Consider the following 18,666-nt stretch of genomic DNA (forward strand, 5'->3'; position numbering starts at 1 on the left):
TCTCAACAACAGAGGCTTTCCGCTGCTTTTTTTGAAGAGGAGGCAGATTACTTAAAGCCGTACTTTCGAAATTTATCCTCACTTTATCGAAGGCTCTTCTTGATTTTGTGTAAAATACAGATAGAAATCAATCAAAAAAAGGCACTCGTTGAATCGAGTGCCTTTCTTGTGTTTTAATGTCAATTTTTGTATTACTGTGCACCGGGCTGAGGGCTTATTAAGTCTGCTGTAACGGTAACTCCGTTAGCAGATACAACCAGCTGGATGTTTGTTAAAGTTCCTGTTAATTTACTCAAATCCGTGTGGCCCTGCAATAAGTCATTTATAACAGATTTATTGTTTATAAGAATTGTTTTTCCTCTAGTGAACCCGTTGAATGAATCAGGGTTAAAACCACTTTTATTCAGAGAGAATTGTCCAGTTTGAGGGTAATAGAACCCTTTCACATCCACTTCTCCAGTTAATGAAATGGTTGTGGCAGTATCACCTTTTACAATGGAGCCAACAGTCACTGGTCCCAGCACATCACCTTGTTTGAGACCATTTAAAAACTTGTACTTGTTTTGCCAATTGCCGTGGTGTTTTCCATAATGATGCTTCCACGATTTGTGTTGAGAGTGATGTTTTCCTTCATCCTTAAGGGAGTCCCAATGTGCATCCGCTAGCGATGGTGCTGCTGAAGATCCAATCAAAGTGGCCAGTGCTAATCCTGCAGTCAACTTCTTAAGCTTCTTTGCTTCCATTTTCAGCACTCCTTGTTGTATAAGATTTGTGTCGATTATTGACACATAATGAATGTACCCGGTTCAGTTCAGAAAAAACGGATGAGGGCCAAATGTAAAAAAATTAATATGGATGTTAATGATGTAAAGATTGGAAGAGAGAGGGGATTTTGTGATTTTTTCCTTTAAAAAACAGGATCGAAGGAAGCAACTAAAAGATGCTTTTTTTCTATAAAATCTTGCAATTTTAACAATTTATGTTAGAATTTTTAAAATTGTTAGAAAATTGGTGATGGGAATGAATGTTGAAAGGCAGCTTTATAGCTTAATTAATTCAACTAGAGTACTTACCTCAACCCGGAATTTGGATTTGGTACTGCAACGCCTTATGGAAGAAGTTTTGCATGTGATAGAAGCTGCTGATGCTGCTGTACTGTTTTTATATGATTCCAGAATTAACGGTCTGGTGCCTAAAAGCAGCATTGGGTTTGATGATCGATACATGCAGTCCATCATTCTTAAGGATAACGAGGGGATGACCGGAAAAACGTTTCATACGAGGAAAGCTACAATTTTTTCCCGAGTGGAAGACACCAGTAAGGGGATGGCAAATTTAAGTTCCAGAAACCAGGATTTATATTCAAAAGCGCTTGGTGCATTAACTTACCCGATTAGTACGATGTGCACTCCTCTCATCTCAGGCAATAAATGCATAGGAGTATTGACAATCGATAGTTTCTCAACAGATGTGAATTTTTCACAGCAGGATTTATATCTATTAGAAACCTTTGCAAATCAAGCTATCATTGCAATCGACAATGCTACACTTTTCTCTCAAAATGAAAGGGCAAACAAGATTCATACAGAGCTCTCAAAAGTATCCCTTTCCCAAAGAGGCCTCCAGGAAATTACGTATACACTTTCCATTCTAATTAAGAAAAAAGTTTCCATCATAAATGACTTTTTTGATCTATTATCATCCTCATGTGACGAAACTGATTCTTTGGCAGCTTCTCTGAAACAAAAAAATAATGACTTGCTAAAACAGGCAATAGAGAGAACCCATTTTACCCAAAAGTATCTCGTATTGAATGGAAAGCCTTATGAAGTATTCTTTTTTCCTATTTCATCAGTTTCCGGGAATATAGGTTTACTTACTATATTTGTCGAGGAAGATATATTGGATCCTCTAGATATTTTTGCTGTCGAACAGGCTATCATATTATTTGCCCTTGAAATGGTTGCCGAAGAAAGATTTGTTTCAAACCGGCTGAAATATGAAGGCTTTCTCTTGGAACGGATTATGGAAGAGAAATTTGAAGTAATTGCAAATCAATCTCAAATCTACTTTTCAGACAAGGATCGTTATGTCTTTGTAAAGCTTGAAATGCTCCATTCCATGAGTTCTTTTGAGGAAATTAATGCGAGCAGGCAGTCTTTTGTCAGGTTGCTGTATAGAGAACTTAATGAGTTTGAATATAAGGCATTAGTTCTTGATAATAATCTGGATTTCAATATGTTATTCATTATTAAAAATCAATTGCCAGTACAGCAAATCATTCATAAGATACACTCTTTCTTTTTAACTATTATTCAAAAAGTAATGGAATTATATCAAACCAGGCTGCTTATTGGAATTGGAAGAGTATTAGATAATCTTTATCATATTAATAACTCTGTTTACGACTCTATAAAATGTTTGGAATACATTAAATTGAAGGGAGATAAACATTATATCTGTTCCAGGGATGACTTGGGAGGACATAGTTTGCTATTAAATATAGCTCCCTTAGAGTTACATAATTTTGTGGAAGATATACTGGGCGGTCTGATCAGATATGATGAAAACAACGGAACAGAACTGCTTCCGACACTTATTGCTTTTTTTGACAATGGACAAAAGATGAAGGAGACAGCAGAGGCGTGTTTTGTCCATCTGAATACAATTAAATACCGGATGCAAACCATTAAGAAAATACTGGAAACAGAAAGTATTTCTGGAGAATACGGGTTTCAATTGATGCTTGCAGTATATATCCATAAATTTCTTTCCATATGAGCTAGCTTGTACAAAAAGGACAAATCAGCACTCTGCGATTTGTCCTTTTTGTATATTTTCATAATGTTCTTATTATTCTATAATTTTTTTAATTACTTTATCTAAATAAAGAAGAAGGGTGAGGAGCGGATGACTTTTTCTATAACAGCACGTTGTAAGAACACAGGGATGTTAGGTGTTGCTGTACTGACAAAAGCATTTGCCGTCGGGTCGCTATGCCCCTTTGTCAAAGCAGGAGTAGGAGCCATATCAACACAGGCATGGGTAAATCCTGCCTTGGGCTATAAAGGGCTTGAATTGCTGGAAACGGGAATGAAAGCTGACGAAGTGCTTTCGCAGCTGCTCGAGGCCGATCCGGGACGAGAGATACGACAGCTAGCTATTGTAGATTCCCAAGGGAATACGGCTGCTTTTACCGGGCAAAAAACGAATGATTGGAAAGGACATTTCGAGGGCGATCAATTTGTTTGCGCCGGAAATCTGCTTGCGGGGGAAGAAGTAATCCGCCTCATGGCCGAAGCATTTGAACATGCAGAAGGAGAACTTGGAAATAGATTGCTGCAGGCGATTGAAGCTGGGCAGAAGGCGGGAGGAGACCATCGAGGAAAGCAGTCTGCAGCCCTAATCGTCCAGAAAGACCCGGACTTTCCTTATATAAACTTAAGAGTCGATGATCATACCGACCCAGACATTGAGATGAGGAGACTTTACAATATCCATCAAGATCAGCTGCTCAAGGTGTATGACGAATGGGTGGATGTAATCCGTTCGGGGAAGGATCCGGAGGTTATTTTTAAATGATAGTACGGAAAAGGGGGAATTGCATTGAAATCAAATAGAAAACTTTATTCAGGAATATTTGCTGCGATCATGACTCTGAGTTTAGCACTCACCGGATGCTCTGGACAGTCGTCCAGCAATTCAAATGACAGCAATAATAGCAATAGCGAAGGATCTTCCGAACCAAAAACAGGCGGTATTCTGAAGGCTGCTGTAGTAGCTGACCCGGTAGGGCTGGATCCACACTTAACAAGTGCGGCTTCCTCCAGCAGAATCATTGAACAGGTATATAGCGGGCTGTTGCGTTTAAGTGAAGAAAAATATGGTGAATTTGAACCTGATCTTGCTGAAAAATGGACAATATCCGAAGATGGAAAAACGTATACGTTCGATTTAGTCCAGGGTGTGAAATTCCATAATGGACGGGAAATGAAAGCAGACGATGTCAAATACTCTCTTGAGCGCATCATGAATCCAAAAACAGGCTCTCCAAGGGCATATATGTTTAAAAAGGTAGCCTCTGTAAATGTGCTGGAGGATTACAAAGTCGAGATAAAACTGAAAGAGCCGTATGCACCATTATTGACAAACCTGGCTTCTTCTCTGAATGCCATTGTGCCAAAGGAAGAGGTAGAGAAGAACAAAGATTTACAAAAAGTTATGGTTGGAACAGGTCCGTTTAAGTTTGTGAAATACACACCACAAACCTCGGTAGAGCTAGTAAAATTTGAGGATTACCACGAAAAAGGGCTGCCTTATCTTGATGGAATCACCTTTACCCCTATTCCTGACGATACTTCAAGAACAACTGCATTGCGTACAGGAAACGTGGATTTCATTGAGGCCATTCCACAGAAAGATATCGATATCCTTAAAAAAGACAGCAAAGTTGTCGTGAAGGGAGGTCCTGGTACTTTCTACGACTATATCGGATTTAATATGAACAAGCCTCCTTTTGATAATCTTAAATTGCGCCAGGCAATTTCATACGCAATAAACCGTCAGGAAATAGTGGATACAGCATTGTTTGGTTATGCTACCGTGATAAAAGGCGGTCCGATTCCGAAGACACACTGGGCATATGACGATCACACGGCGTATGATTACGATTTAGATAAGGCAAAACAGCTTCTTAAAGAAGCAGGTTTTGAAAAGGGACTAAAAACAACCATCAAGGTTGGTGCAGAATATAAATCGCAGGTTGCAATTGCCCAGGTAGTGAAAGAACAGTTAGGGAAGATCGGTATAGATGTCAAGGTTCAGCCAATGGAATGGGGTCTGTTCCTGGATGATTTCAACAACAAAAATTTTGATCTGACTGTACTTGGCTGGATTGGCGCAGTTGACCCGGATGATTGGTTATATTCACAGTTCCACTCAGGTGAAGACTGGAATACTTACGGACTTAATGATCCGGAAACTGATAAATTATTGGAACAGGGACAGGTGGAGACTGACCAGCAGGCCAGGAAAGAGATTTATGCAAAGGCCCAACAACGGATAGCGGAAATGGCCCCTTATGTATTCCTGCATGTCAATGATCAATATGAGGCATATCTACCTGCGGTCAAGGGTTATGTAACAACGCCAACAGGTTCGTTCACTGCATTGCGCAAGTCATGGCTGGACCGATAGTAAAAAATAATTATTGAAGGATAAAGCCCATTCTTATTGGGCTTTATTTTTTAAAATGGAGGACAGGAATATGGGAATCTATATTTTAAAAAGATTAGGTATGTTAGTCCCTGTTCTAATAGGCATTGGCACCGTTGTATTTTTCTTGATCAGCCTTATTCCGGGAGATGCGGTGTCGGTTATGCTCGGTACGAACGCCACACCGGAGACTGCAGCCGAACTGAGGAAAAACCTCGGCCTGGATCAGCCGGTATATGTTAGATATTTTGAATGGATGGGTGGGGCACTCCAGATGGATTTTGGAGATTCCATCCGAACCGGCAAACCTGTAATGGAGGAGTTTTTTTCGAGATTGCCTGCCACTCTGGAGCTTGCGCTTCTATCATTGATTGTGGCTCTTCTGATTGGGATTTCGATTGGTGTGTTATCTGCATTCAAACGGAATTCTCTTATCAGCCATATAAGCTCTACCATTTCTCTTTTGGGTATTTCTATTCCAGGTTTCTGGCTGGGGACCATGTTAATCCTTTTTTTATCTTTAAAGCTCAATCTGATTCCGCCGGGAGGGTTTGTGCCTTTTGCTGAAGACCCGATTCAGAATCTTAAACTTATGCTCTTGCCCGCATTAACGCTTGGAACCTCGATGGCTGCAGTGATTATGAGAATGACGCGCTCCGCCATACTCGAAGTAGTCCAGCAGGATTATATGAAGACCGCGCAGGCTAAAGGGGTAACGCCACGTTTATATAAATACAAGCATGCGTTCAAAAATGCCTTGATTCCTGTCTTGACGGTAGTAGGTATCCAAGCAGGATATCTACTCGGCGGGGCAGTCATTATTGAAGAGGTTTTTGCTTTGCCGGGAGTAGGAAGACTTGCTCTACAAGCGATTTACCAGCGTGATTATCCGCTGGTCCAGGTCACTGTACTGATGTTTGCATTAGGATTCGTTTTGGTCAACTTAATTGTAGATGTTATTTATGCTTACGTTGATCCTAGGATCCGGTATGAGTAAAGGAGGGATTTAAATGGAGACAAAAGTTCAGGAAGTCCCAACTATTGTCACATTGGAGAAGTTGGAGCAGGACCAGGCTTCAGAAAGCTTTTATCGTCAATCCTTGAAAAAGCTAATGAAGAACAAACCGGCTATGTTTGCTTTAATTTTTATCATCATAAATATTCTTGTTGCAGTGTTTGCCAAATACATTGCCCCTCACAGCCCGACCAAAATGTATACCGAGCACCGGCTCGAGGCACCATCCGGTGAATTTATCATGGGTACTGATGAGTTTGGGAGGGATATACTTAGCAGGGTGATATATGGAGCACAAATCTCTTTGAAGGTTGGCCTCATTTCGGTAGGAATTGCCATTGTCTTTGGCGTTTTTTTAGGATTGCTGGCGGGATATTACAAAGGATTTACTGATAACGTCATTTCCCGCGTAATGGATGTACTTTTTGCCTTCCCTGATATACTGCTCGCTATTGCGATTATGGCAGTCCTGGGTTCAAATCTTACAAATGTCATGATTGCTATAGGAATTGTCTCCATCCCTATATTTTGCAGGATTACTAGAGGCGCTGTACTTAGTGTCACTGAAACACAGTATATTGAAGCAGCAAGAGCACAGGGTGTCAGAGATATAGTCATTATGTTCCGGCATATTTTACCCAACATTGCATCACCTATCATCATTCAGTCAACTCTTAGTCTCGCATTTGCGATTCTAGCAGAAGCAGCGCTTAGTTTTTTGGGTCTTGGTACACAGCCGCCTGACCCTTCCTGGGGTTTAATGCTAAATACGGGACGCGGTTTTATGGAAGTAGCATCATGGGTTGCCGTCTTTCCGGGAATTGCCATCATGCTGACCGTACTAAGCTTTAATATTCTTGGAGACGGACTGCGTGATGCGTTCGATCCAAGGTTAAAAAAATGACAGAGGTGATTAACAATGGAATCAGCATTATTGGAAATAAAAGACTTAAAGGTCACCTTCCCAACAGACAATAAACGAACAATCCGTGCCATAGATGGCGTTAATTTAACATTAAACAAAGGTGAAATACTTGGCATAGTAGGCGAGTCCGGTTCGGGAAAGAGTATAACCAGTTTATCGGTTATGGGCCTAATTTCAGAAAATGGCACTGTTGAAGGTGAAATAAACTTCAACAATGTAAATCTCTTAACAAAGTCGGAAACAGAAATGAGAAAAGTGCGCGGAGCCCAAATAGCGATGATATTTCAAGACCCGATGACTTCCCTCAATCCGGTATACACAATCGGCAATCAAATAAGTGAAGCGATTTTATTGCACCAGAATGTATCTAAAGCGGAAGCTATAAACAGAACAATATCATTGCTAAGACTGGTTGGTATTCCATCACCTGAAGAGCGGATACATGAATATCCACACAAATTTAGCGGTGGAATGCGTCAGCGTGCCATGATCGCAATGGCTCTTGCTTGTGAACCGGATGTGTTGATTGCTGATGAGCCTACAACCGCTCTTGATGTAACAATACAGGCACAGATTTTAGATTTATTAAAAGATGTTCAACAAAAAATGGGAATGTCGGTTATTATGATCACTCATGATTTGGGCGTGGTTGCTGAGACATGTCATAGAGTGGCAGTAATGTATGCCGGCCATATTGTGGAAGAAGCAGACGTTGTCACATTATTTAAAAATCCACGCCATCCTTATACAAAGGGGCTGCTCGCTTCGCTACCGAGATTGGGATCCACCCATCGTTTGACACCCATTCAAGGACAGCCTCCTCAGATGTCGACAGAAATCAGGGGATGCAGATTTGCATCACGATGCCCTTTTGTGTCGGAAAAGTGTGTACAGCAGGATCAAATACTCCAATCAGTCGGAAATGGCCATTTAGTCCGTTGCCATAAGGAGGTAGGATAATGGGATCTCTCATGCAAGTACAGAATTTAAGTAAACATTTTGAGGTTAAAAAAGGGATCTTCGGCAGAAGCAAGGGAGTGGTTAAGGCAGTAGATGGTATTGACCTGGAAGTAAGACAGGGAGAGACTTTGGGCCTGGTGGGTGAATCCGGCTGCGGAAAATCTACGCTAGGCCGGCTGCTGCTTCGATTAATCCAGGCTAATGAAGGGGAAATCCATTTTGATGGGAACGATCTGTTACAATTAAACAAAAACGACTTAAGAAGAAAACGTAAAGATATGCAAATGGTATTTCAAGACCCATATGCCTCCTTAAATCCAAGGCTTTCAGTTGGTGAAATTATTAGGGAGCCACTTCGAACTCATGAAAATATGAGTAAAGAAATGCAGATTCAAAAAGTGAGAGATTTGCTGGAAGTAGTGGGTTTGAATAAGAATCATTTAAATCGCTATCCACATGAGTTCAGTGGCGGCCAGCGCCAGCGCATTGGAATTGCCCGAGCTTTAGCTTTGAATCCTAAGCTGATTATTGCTGATGAGCCGGTAGCAGCCCTGGATGTATCCATTCAGGCACAAGTATTAAATTTGTTAAAGGACCTCCAGCGGGAATTTAATTTGACATATATTTTCATTGCACATGATTTAAGTGTTGTACAGTATATCAGTGACAGAATCGCGGTAATGTATTTAGGGAAAATAGTTGAAATTGCAGATGCGCAGGACTTATATGACAACCCACAGCATCCCTATACAAAGGCCCTGTTGTCTGCGATTCCTATTCCTGATCCTACAATCAAGCGAGAACGGATCCTGTTAAAAGGAGACTTGCCAAGTCCTTTAAACCCGCCTTCAGGCTGCAGGTTCCATACCAGGTGTCCGTTTGTTCAAGATATATGCAGGCAGCAGGAACCCGTCCTTCGATATGCAGGGAATAAAGTGTCCCAGCAGGCAGCATGCCATTTTGCAGAGTAAGCTGAGGAGTTGAATGCCATCAATGACATATCGCACGCGGTTGATTTTACTGTAAAAACATAGGCTTGCAACATCCCCTTGCAAATAGGGGATTTTTTACTGCTCGTATTCAAGTCCATAAAGAAACCTGGCCAAAAAGTCACAATATTTAAATAAAGTGTTGACAACATAAGTATTCCGATATAAATTGTAGTATATAACTTTTAGAAATATTTTCTTATCCAGAGAGGTGGAGGGACTGGCCCGGAGAAGCCTCGGCAGCAGACGAGCATTGGTACTGTGCCAATTCCAGCAAGCTTTAGGGCTTGGGAGATAAGACGAGTAGAGTATACTGAACTGTTGCTTGAACCTCTTCTTATAGTTGGGAAGGGTTTTTTTCTTCCATAGTCTGTAAACAAAAATTCCAAATTTCTTAAACGGAAGCATGTGGGAGGATAACATGAAACGCATTGATGAACAAAAGATCAATCAAATAATCTCCAGTCTGCAAAACATTGAGTATGGGTCAGTATTAATCACTGTACATGCAGGAGAGATCACCCAGATTGATACAACTGAAAAAATCAGATATCAGTTAGTGAAAGATCCATCCACCGATTCACAAGTGAAAAGACGATAGAATCATTAAAGAGTTGCCAAGGCAGAAAACTCGCCCCTGTAATTATGCATTTGCGTAGTTGCAGGGGCGTTTTTTTATTTTTTATATCATTGTTGAGATACTGAAGCAGCAACTCAGCATTAGTACATTTATGATTTTCTACTAGAACTTGGACTCACATTGTGAAGCAAATGGTTGAAATTTTCGAATCAAATACAACCCGATAATACGGAGGGTTTTGGCCAACTATTCAAAACTAACCTTAGACAGGTCAACTTGGAGACCCTTCGAATAATAGCCGTATAACGCATCTTGCAGGGATTTTCAAGGTCATATTTATTAAGAAAGCATATAATCATAGAGAATGAGTTTGTCTTGTGAAGATGACTAAAAATAAAAACTTGTGATCTTCATGGCAAGTTTTAAACCTGGCCATATTACATTTGCTGATATGGCCTTACTGTTTTTTACATAATGTATTCTGCATTTAGGTAGGTTAGTGTTGATTTATCTCTGAGTATTACGTCCATCTTCTGGCCTGGATGGACTTTTCCAGTTTCATCCTTAGGTGGGTTAGGGCAAGACATGCTTCAATCAGAAATAAGACAATGACAAAATATTTCCCTGCTGAAATGATGTGTTTCTGCAGCCATAGGACCCCATCATGTCTACCGAGAAAACCCCTATAGATCGGGAGCTTTATGGTAAAGGCCAGGAACATGCCGAGCGTAAATTCCGTGCCCACTGAGAAGGGTGGTAAGTGAATATCCCTCTCATCCAGCCGTAAGACTTGATACGTTTATAAGCTCTTATCCCCACGAAAATTTCCACTATCATAAGAACCGACAAAGCTAGGAACCAGACAAATGCTATAAGATCTCCCAACTTTGGTGAACTTGTAACCATGGCAAGACCCGTTATAGAAATGGCCCCATGAATGATCGTATTTGTATTGGGCCAATCATGGAGCAGCCTGTTAATTTTTTTTGTCCTAATGGAGGCTAGGATCAGTGAAAAACCTGTTAGGTAAAAGAAGCCTCCTATCATGATGAGCGATATTGATAATTTTAATGAAAGAATCTGATTCGTTAGGCTGTTTCCGGCGATGACGATTGATTGGATCGCTACGCACGCCAGCAGTATGATTCCGTGGGTGTCTTTGAGCTTTGCGGGTGTACGTAAAATCCGATAATAATTCCAGATGACCAAACAGATGAAGGCAGCTGCCAGTATTACTGCCAATATATAAAGGAAAATTTCGACAGAATGGAAAGGTGACTCAGTGCGTATCAGTGATACAACGGTGACTGAGAGAGCGGCAATCCAGGTGCCCAATGCAAAGCTGCCGATTGGGTCAGACAGGTGTCTCTGATAAAAAGTGTGATCGAATGCATCACCCAGATATTCTGCAGAGAGCCAGGCAATCAATCCAAGCAGTGATAAAGCGGCGTAATAGGAGATGGATGAGAAAGAGGGAAGTTTCTGCAAGGCTCCGCTAATCAAAATTCCTGCCGCCATGACAATGGAGCCGTCGCTGCTGTGTCCTTTGGCTTTCAAGCCGGCCATAGCTCTGATGGCGAATATTATAAGTGTGATCGAAATGAAAAATAATAACATCGAATCTCCCCCTTTTATACATATTACTAAAACGCTCCCCATGTTTTTACTCTCTTTATTTCCTCTTTCTCTCAACAGCCAAACGAAAGTTTATACAAAGAGGTAACAGGTTATTTAAAGAATATAAATATAAATAAATGAAAGAAGGAAAAAGGATGACAACAAAACTTCAGCAGCTTTTTTGCGAGGTATTAAGTAAGACCGAAAAGATATTGGAAGCAACAGAGCCATATAACCATCCATTACTTACATTGGTCAGGTCATCCTTGGAGGAGCAGGAGGAAGCGCTCCGAAAGCTTATACCGGAGCTGAACGAAGAGAATAATGCCAAGCTCAGTGAGATTAGGGAGTATATAAGTATTGTCTATCATGACCATGAGCTGGCGAATCCAACATTCAGATCCTGGAAAAGAGCGAATGTGTGGATGAAGCTGCCGTCAGAAAATATAGTGAACGAGCTGGAACTGTTATTTCCGGAAATGAAGAAGAACTTGGAAGAGGCGGCTATGGAGCTGGAGAAGATTTATGGAAAAGAAGATGTGAAGTTTGTTGTTCCGACTTTCTACATCCCGACACTTCGATAGGGGGTTTTATGAGTGGCATGGGAAAGTGAACGAATTGACCAAAATGTGTACAGCCAGGGCGAGGTGGATCAATGGGTGTACAGTACCTGCAATATCTGTTCAATAGGCTGCGGCTGTTATACTGCTGTGAAGGATGGGAAAATTGTCGGTATTAAAGGGAATGCAAAACATTCTATCAATCGCGGGAGGCTTGGTCCGAAGGGTGAGAATCAATGGCATGCGAACAATGCACCAGACCGGCTTTTGACACCGCTTATCCGCAACGAAGAAGGAAAGCTGAAGCCGGCTTCATGGGAAGAGGCGATGGAACTTATTGTTGGAAAGGCAAAGCAATCTTTGAAGGAAAAAGGTTCAAACAGTGTCGCCATTTATTCCACAGGCCAGGGATTTTTGGAGGATTATTATACCATTGCAAAAATAGGGCGTGCCGGCCTGCAGACCCATCTGCTGGATGCCAATACGCGTTTGTGTACGGCTACTACTGAGTTCTGCCTCCTTCAATCCTTCGGCGCCGACGGTACACCAGCTTCCTTTGATGATGTGGACGTAACAGATACACTCATGTTGTTCGGACATAATGTTGCGGAAACAGGGACAGTCTTATTTGAAAGGATCATGGAAAGGAAGAAAAAAACCGGGAAGCCGTATATCATCGTCGTCGACCCTAGAAAGACCATGACAGCAAAAGAAGCAGACCTCCATCTTCAACTTTATCCAGGAACCAATGTGGCACTGCTCAATGGCGTTATTAACGAAGTGCTGCTGAATGGACGAATAGACTCTGATTTCATTGGGAAGCACACAATTGGTGCTGAAGAGATGATGAAATCTGTCGGGGAATGGACTCTTGAAAAAACGGCGGAGGTAACCGGTATTCCTGAAGAAACCCTCAAGCTTGCTGCCATGAAGCTTGGCAATACAGATTCGCTTGTGACAACTACACTGCAGGGTACGTTTCAAAGTGCGGATGCGACAACAGCATGCGTCGCTATTAACAACCTGCATTTAATCAGGGGGCTGATTGGAAAACCCGGCTCCGGGCCGCTGCATATGGCAGGGCAGCCAAGCTCGTCTGCCAATCGGACGGCCGGAGGGGTAGGCACATACCCCGCTCACCGGAATCCGATGAACCCGGAGCATATAAAGGAAATGGCAGAACTATGGAATGTCGATATGATGACACTGCCGGTCGGACCGGAAAAAGGAATTGAGGAACAAATTGAAATGATTGAAAACGGAGAGATTGGGTTTTTCTGGAATATCGGCACGAACCCGCTTGTCTCCCTTCCAAACCGCCAGCGTGCAAAAAAAGCTCTGGAGAAAACGTTTGTGGTGGTTCAGGATCCTTTCCTTACAGAAACGACAATGGTTGCGGATGTGGTACTGCCGGCTGCCTTATGGGGAGAAAAAGAAGGGACGATGGAAAATGCCGACCGGACGATAAACCTGCTTCGGAAAGCGGTAGACCCGCCTAAGGGAGTAAAATCCGACTTTGACATATTGATGGATTTTGCCCGGAGGATGGATTTCACGGATAAAGAGGGACAGCCTTTAATCGCTTATAAGACTCCAGAGGAATGCTTTGAGGAATTTAAACTTGTGTCTAAAGGGCGTCCTTGTGATATGACGGGAATCACCTATCAAAGGCTGGAGGAACATAATGGGCTAAGATGGCCGGTAAAAGACGGAGAATCGCTTGGGACCCCAAGGCTGTATTCAGATTTTCTATTCCATACCGATGTCAGTTATTCGCAAAGCTATACCAAGGACCAGTTCACTGGCCGTAACCTTACAAAAAAGGAATACGCCAGCAAAAATGCGAAGGGACGCGCGATTTTTCATCCGACCCGGTATTTGCCGCCTTCCGAACAGCCGAATGAGGATTATCCAATGTGGCTAACAACAGGCCGGCTTGTTTGGCACTGGCATACGCGCACCAAAACGGGAAGGTCCCCGTATCTTCAAATGGCAGCCCAGCATGGATATGTGGAAATCAACTCAGATGATGCAAAAAGATTGTCCATTGTCCAAGGCGAACTGGTGCGACTTTCTTCGCCTAGGGGCTGGATCGAGGTTCCCGCAAGAATTGGGGATGCAGTTCAAAAAGGGCTTGTGTTCGTTCCCTTCCATTTCGGAAGCTGGGAAAAGAAAGAGGCTGCCAATGAATTGACTGTGGATTATGTAGACCCGCTCTCAAAGCAGCCGACTTTTAAGCAATCTGCATGCAAGATTGAAAAGATTCGCAGGGAACATCAGGTAGCGACCGGCGAAACCCTGGAATTCATTGCTGAACAATATGGGATGTCAGTGGAAGATTTAACAGCTGCAAACGGCCTAACTAACCCGTACAGTATACAAATGGGCGATACATTGGAGGTTCCTCTGTCTGTTTTAAATGTCCCGATGCAGCCGTATATGCCCTATCGGCAGAAGATTTGAATAAGCAGAAGAACTTACGAAAGGCTCCATTCGAACATTCGGATGGAGTCTTTAGGTTTTTTAGCATATTGAATAAACCAATTTCTAGATTAGCGAAGAAGGGAATGCCTGTCCTGATTTTTTTATGCGGAGGTGAAGGACGGAATTTAGAGGCTTTATAGGGGAACTGAAGGGCAAAGAGCGGAAGAAAGATGGAAATAGGAAATCAGCGTCAGAGCTGGAGGAAGGATCTTAATAAGGTGGATGAAGGTCAAATAGCTGTACCTGTCATGGAAAAAGGTCATGGTGAAGGACCAAGTTTAGAATAAATACTGAAAGCAATAGACCTTCTTGTAAAGATGGAAGAATCCTTGCGAACATTCGAACGGAGTTTTTTTGATTCAGTCTAATCCTCCTAAATTTTTTAATTAATTTCGGCCGTAATTTTCTTTTGCCCGTAATTTTGAAAAAAAAATATTTTTGTAAAATGTCTTGCTGTTACAGGATTTACTCGCAGATATATGGAAGTTGCATACTAATATGAAAGAAAAATGGTAATTTGATATTTTATAATTTTAAGAATATTAGTATAATAATTTTAAAAGCAAAAGTATACATAACAGGGAGAAGGATACCTATGAAGCTATATATGTCAGTTGACATGGAAGGAATCACAGGGCTCGTTGATCATACTCATGTGGATTCCGAAAAGCATAATTATGAGCGTGGCCGTATAATCATGACGAACGAGGCAAATCACGTGATTACAGCTGCTTTCGATCATGGCTGCGAGGAAGTAATCGTAAATGACAGCCATTCAAAAATGAATAATCTGCTGATTGAAAGGCTTCATCCGGAAACACAGCTGATAACTGGGGATGTGAAGCCATTCTCCATGGTGCAGGGGCTGGATTCTTCTTTCGGCGGGGCGTTCTTTGTCGGTTATCATGCCCGGGCGCCGTTAAGAGGCGTGATGGCGCATTCCATGATTTTCGGTGCAAGGAACATGTACATAAATGATACAGCGGTCGGGGAACTTGGATTCAATGCTTATGTGGCAGGATATTATGATGTTCCGCTATTGATGGTAGCAGGGGATGACCGTGCAGCCCATGAAGCGGAGCAATTGATTCCTAATATTACGACAGCAGCAGTAAAACAAACGATTTCCCGTTCTGCAGCCCTTTCACTGACTCCGGAGAAAGCAGGGCGCCTTCTTCATGAAAAAACGGAACAGGCCCTCAGGAATAGGAATAAGGTCAAGCCTCTAACGCCTCCGGACAGGCCAGTGCTTAGTATCGAGTTCACGAATTACGGGGAGGCGGAATGGGCGAATCTTATGCCTGGCACGGAAATAGAACCAGGCACCACCATCGTTCGTTTTCAGGCAAAAGACATTTTGGAGGCATATCAGGCAATGCTTGTTATGACGGAATTGGCCATGAGAACTACATTCTGTTAGGAGTGCAAAGATGAATACTTATTACGTTAAACGGATTATTGCCATGATTGTCACTCTCTGGCTGATCCTGACCGCGACCTTTTTCCTGATGCATTCGATCCCGGGGTCACCTTTTAATGAAGAACGGACAACCAATGAGGCGGTCCAGAAAAATCTGGAGGCATATTTCCACCTGGACGAGCCCTTGATTGTACAGTATGGCAACTACCTAAAGCAGGTAATTACCCTTGATTTCGGACCGTCCATCAAGAAATCATCCCAAACGGTAAATGAGATGCTGGGACGCGGATTCCCGATCTCCTTCGAGCTTGGGATGTGGACGCTTGCTGTGGCGGTTGTATCGGGGATTACTCTCGGTGTGATAGCAGCCCTTAGGCACAATGGCGTCATTGACTATCTGGCGATGACGTTTGCCGTTATCGGTATATCAGTGCCTAACTTTGTGATGGCTACTTTATTGATCCAGCAGCTCGCGGTATCACATCCGATTTTTCCAGTTGCGACATGGTCAAGTCCGAAGCATATGGTGCTTCCGGTACTGGCCCTTGCTACGGGGCCGATGGCGATCATTGCCCGGCTGACACGTTCAAGCATGCTGGAGGTCCTGACGCAGGATTATATTCGCACAGCAAAGGCTAAAGGCTTGTCACCTGTAAAAATCGTTTTCAAACACGCATTGAGAAATGCTCTTTTGCCGGTCGTCACCGTTCTTGGGACATTGGCGGCAAGCATTCTGACAGGAACGTTTGTCATTGAAAAAATATTCGCGATACCGGGCATGGGAAAATACTTTGTAGACAGCATCGGCACCCGTGATTATCCCGTGATCATGGGCACGACCGTGTTCTACAGCGCTGTGCTTGTGGCCATGCTTTTACTCGTTGACATCGCATATGGAATCCTTGATCCGCGGATCAAAATGGGCAAAAAGGAGGGAAAATAGTGGAGCTTCGTAAACAGGAGGAAACGAATGTAACTCCGGGCATCCCCGATGAGTGGTTTGTGCCTAAACAGAAAGATAAAACAGAAGCTGAAGCTGTCGTACGTCCCAGCCTTTCTTACTGGCAGGATGCATGGCGCCGGTTAAGGAAAAATAAACTTGCGATGGGCGGACTGGTCTTTCTATTCCTTTTGATGATCATGGCCATTATCGGCCCGTGGATTTCACCGCATTCCCTCAGCCAAAATCTGACCGAGCAGAACCTGCCGCCATCCAGCAAATACTGGTTTGGCACTGATGAACTGGGGCGGGATGTTTTTACGAGGGTATGGTATGGGGCAAGAGTTTCTTTGTTTGTAGCTTTCGCAGCCGCGATGATCGACTTCATCGTTGGAATCGCCTACGGAGGGATTGCCGGGTATAAAGGCGGCAGGATTGACAATGTAATGATGCGTATTATCGAAATCCTTTACGGGGTGCCTTATCTGCTTGTTGTCATCTTGATCATGGTCGTAATTGGGCCGGGGTTATCCACAATCATTCTGGCGCTTTCCGTGACAGGGTGGATCGGAATGGCCAGAATCGTCAGGGGACAGGTGCTTCAAATTAAGAACTATGAATTTGTGCTGGCTTCCCAAACCTTCGGGACTAAAACCGGACGGATCATCAGAAGAAATTTGCTCCCGAATACAATGGGACCGATCATCGTCCAATTGACGCTCACCATCCCTTCGGCGATCTTCGCGGAGGCGTTCCTCAGCTTTCTCGGCCTTGGCATCCAGCCGCCGCATACAAGCTGGGGCATGATGGCCAACGACGGTTTGTCCACTATCTTATCGGGCCAATGGTGGCGTCTGTTCTTTCCTGCCTTCTTCATCTCAGCGACCATGTTCGCTTTCAACGTCCTTGGGGATGGATTGCAGGATGCCCTGGACCCTAAGCTGAGGAGGTAAACAGAATGGAAAAAGTACTGGAAGTAAAAGACCTCCATGTTTCATTTAAAACGTACGGAGGGGAAGTCAAGGCTGTCCGGGGTGTCAGCTTCGATTTACATAAAGGCGAAACACTTGCCATCGTGGGAGAATCCGGATGCGGCAAGAGCGTTACTTCCCAAAGCATAATGGGACTGATTCCCGAGCCGCCCGGCAAAATTACCGGAGGACAGATTTTATTTAAACAGCGTGATTTAACAAGACTCAAAGAAGCAGAGCTGCGGAAAATACGCGGTGCCGACATTTCGATGATTTTCCAGGACCCGATGACCGCTTTGAATCCAACCATTGCCATTGGGGAGCAGATCATGGAGGGGATCCTCCAGCATAAAAGCATTTCCCGTGCAGAGGCGAAAAAGAAAACAATCGAAATGCTTAACCTGGTAGGAATTCCGAGTCCGCAATCGCGCCTTAAGCAATACCCTCACCAATTCAGCGGCGGGATGCGCCAAAGAATCGTCATTGCCATGGCGCTCGTATGTGAGCCCGATGTTTTGATTGCTGATGAACCTACGACTGCTCTTGATGTTACGATACAGGCCCAGATCCTTGAGCTTTTCAAGGATATTCAAAATAAAACCGGGGTGTCCATCATCCTCATTACCCATGATTTGGGGGTTGTGGCACAGGTTGCGGACAGAATTGCCGTCATGTATGCGGGGAAGGTTGTGGAAGCCGGCACCAGAAGGGAAATCTTCTATAATCCCCAGCACCCTTACACAAAAGGGCTGCTCAATTCCGTGCCGAGGCTGGACCTTGATGGTGCGGAACTGGTGCCGATCCCAGGGTCGCCTCCGGATTTGTTTGCGCCGCCTGTGGGCTGTCCGTTTGCTGCGCGCTGCAAATATGCAATGGAAGTATGTGACAGAGTGTATCCTTCAAAAACTCACATGAGCAATGAGCATAATGTGGATTGCTGGCTGCAGGATGAACGTGCACAGAATATGCTGGCGATGATGGGCAGATAGAT

The 18,666-nt window shown here is 43.4% G+C and carries 16 protein-coding genes and 1 riboswitch; of the genes, 14 read left to right on the top strand and 2 right to left on the bottom strand.

Features of this window, described 5'->3' with window-relative positions; all coding sequences use genetic code 11:
- Positions 1–191 precede the first annotated feature (191 nt).
- Entirely contained in the window at positions 192–743 is a 552-nt protein-coding gene (locus V1500_RS08305) for a hypothetical protein (protein WP_409305095.1), read from the bottom strand.
- Between the two features lie 277 nt (positions 744–1,020).
- On the opposite strand from V1500_RS08305, the gene V1500_RS08310 reads away from it, so the two are divergent.
- The 8 genes from V1500_RS08310 to V1500_RS08345 all read left to right on the top strand — a co-directional run bounded on the left by V1500_RS08310 (position 1,021) and on the right by V1500_RS08345 (position 9,704).
- A complete protein-coding gene (locus V1500_RS08310; protein ID WP_409305096.1) occupies positions 1,021–2,781 on the top strand; it encodes a GAF domain-containing protein in 1,761 nt (586 codons plus the stop codon).
- A gap of 129 nt (positions 2,782–2,910) precedes the next feature.
- Positions 2,911–3,582: a DUF1028 domain-containing protein gene (locus tag V1500_RS08315; RefSeq protein WP_409305097.1), complete on the top strand. Its 672-nt coding sequence runs from the start codon at positions 2,911–2,913 to the stop codon at positions 3,580–3,582.
- Positions 3,583–3,606: 24 nt separating this feature from the next.
- Positions 3,607–5,196, top strand: a complete 1,590-nt coding sequence (locus V1500_RS08320) for an ABC transporter substrate-binding protein (protein ID WP_409305098.1) — start codon at positions 3,607–3,609, stop codon at positions 5,194–5,196.
- Between the two features lie 70 nt (positions 5,197–5,266).
- Complete coding sequence (locus tag V1500_RS08325) at positions 5,267–6,211, top strand: ABC transporter permease (RefSeq protein ID WP_409305099.1); 945 nt, start codon at positions 5,267–5,269, stop codon at positions 6,209–6,211.
- Positions 6,212–6,224: 13 nt separating this feature from the next.
- Positions 6,225–7,133, top strand: a complete 909-nt coding sequence (locus V1500_RS08330; protein WP_409305100.1) for an ABC transporter permease — start codon at positions 6,225–6,227, stop codon at positions 7,131–7,133.
- 15 nt (positions 7,134–7,148) lie between these two features.
- Positions 7,149–8,114: an ABC transporter ATP-binding protein gene (locus V1500_RS08335; protein WP_409305101.1), complete on the top strand. Its 966-nt coding sequence runs from the start codon at positions 7,149–7,151 to the stop codon at positions 8,112–8,114.
- A complete protein-coding gene (locus V1500_RS08340) occupies positions 8,114–9,085 on the top strand; it encodes an ABC transporter ATP-binding protein (protein WP_409305102.1) in 972 nt (323 codons plus the stop codon). Before V1500_RS08335 ends, V1500_RS08340 begins: the two co-directional genes overlap by 1 nt.
- A gap of 214 nt (positions 9,086–9,299) precedes the next feature.
- A riboswitch (SAM riboswitch) is annotated at positions 9,300–9,404 on the top strand.
- A gap of 120 nt (positions 9,405–9,524) precedes the next feature.
- Positions 9,525–9,704: a DUF2292 domain-containing protein gene (locus V1500_RS08345; protein ID WP_409305103.1), complete on the top strand. Its 180-nt coding sequence runs from the start codon at positions 9,525–9,527 to the stop codon at positions 9,702–9,704.
- A gap of 678 nt (positions 9,705–10,382) precedes the next feature.
- On the opposite strand, the gene V1500_RS08350 is transcribed toward V1500_RS08345, so the two are convergent.
- On the bottom strand, positions 10,383–11,300 hold the full coding sequence (locus tag V1500_RS08350) for a hypothetical protein (protein ID WP_409305104.1): 918 nt from the start codon (positions 11,298–11,300) through the stop codon (positions 10,383–10,385).
- Positions 11,301–11,455: 155 nt separating this feature from the next.
- Here V1500_RS08350 and V1500_RS08355 point away from each other — a divergent pair, with 155 nt between their 5' ends.
- The 6 genes from V1500_RS08355 (at position 11,456) to V1500_RS08380 (ending at position 18,664) form a co-directional block, all read left to right on the top strand.
- Positions 11,456–11,884 carry a hypothetical protein gene (locus V1500_RS08355; RefSeq protein ID WP_409305105.1) on the top strand — a complete coding sequence of 143 codons (429 nt, stop codon included), beginning with the start codon at positions 11,456–11,458 and terminating at the stop codon, positions 11,882–11,884.
- A gap of 12 nt (positions 11,885–11,896) precedes the next feature.
- On the top strand, positions 11,897–14,323 hold the full coding sequence (locus V1500_RS08360) for a molybdopterin-dependent oxidoreductase (RefSeq protein ID WP_409305106.1): 2,427 nt from the start codon (positions 11,897–11,899) through the stop codon (positions 14,321–14,323).
- 616 nt (positions 14,324–14,939) lie between these two features.
- The gene (locus V1500_RS08365; RefSeq protein ID WP_409305107.1) at positions 14,940–15,764 is read left to right on the top strand and encodes a M55 family metallopeptidase; all 825 of its coding nucleotides are present in this window, start codon (positions 14,940–14,942) and stop codon (positions 15,762–15,764) included.
- 10 nt (positions 15,765–15,774) lie between these two features.
- Positions 15,775–16,707: an ABC transporter permease gene (locus V1500_RS08370; RefSeq protein WP_409305108.1), complete on the top strand. Its 933-nt coding sequence runs from the start codon at positions 15,775–15,777 to the stop codon at positions 16,705–16,707.
- On the top strand, positions 16,707–17,657 hold the full coding sequence (locus tag V1500_RS08375) for an ABC transporter permease (RefSeq protein ID WP_409305109.1): 951 nt from the start codon (positions 16,707–16,709) through the stop codon (positions 17,655–17,657). The genes V1500_RS08370 and V1500_RS08375 overlap by 1 nt, the downstream gene beginning before the upstream one ends.
- 5 nt (positions 17,658–17,662) lie before the next feature.
- The gene (locus V1500_RS08380; RefSeq protein WP_409305110.1) at positions 17,663–18,664 is read left to right on the top strand and encodes an ABC transporter ATP-binding protein; all 1,002 of its coding nucleotides are present in this window, start codon (positions 17,663–17,665) and stop codon (positions 18,662–18,664) included.
- The last annotated feature ends 2 nt before the right edge of the window (positions 18,665–18,666 follow it).

The organism is Peribacillus sedimenti, from assembly GCF_046237635.1.
Classification (GTDB): Bacteria; Bacillota; Bacilli; order Bacillales; family DSM-1321; genus Peribacillus; species Peribacillus sedimenti.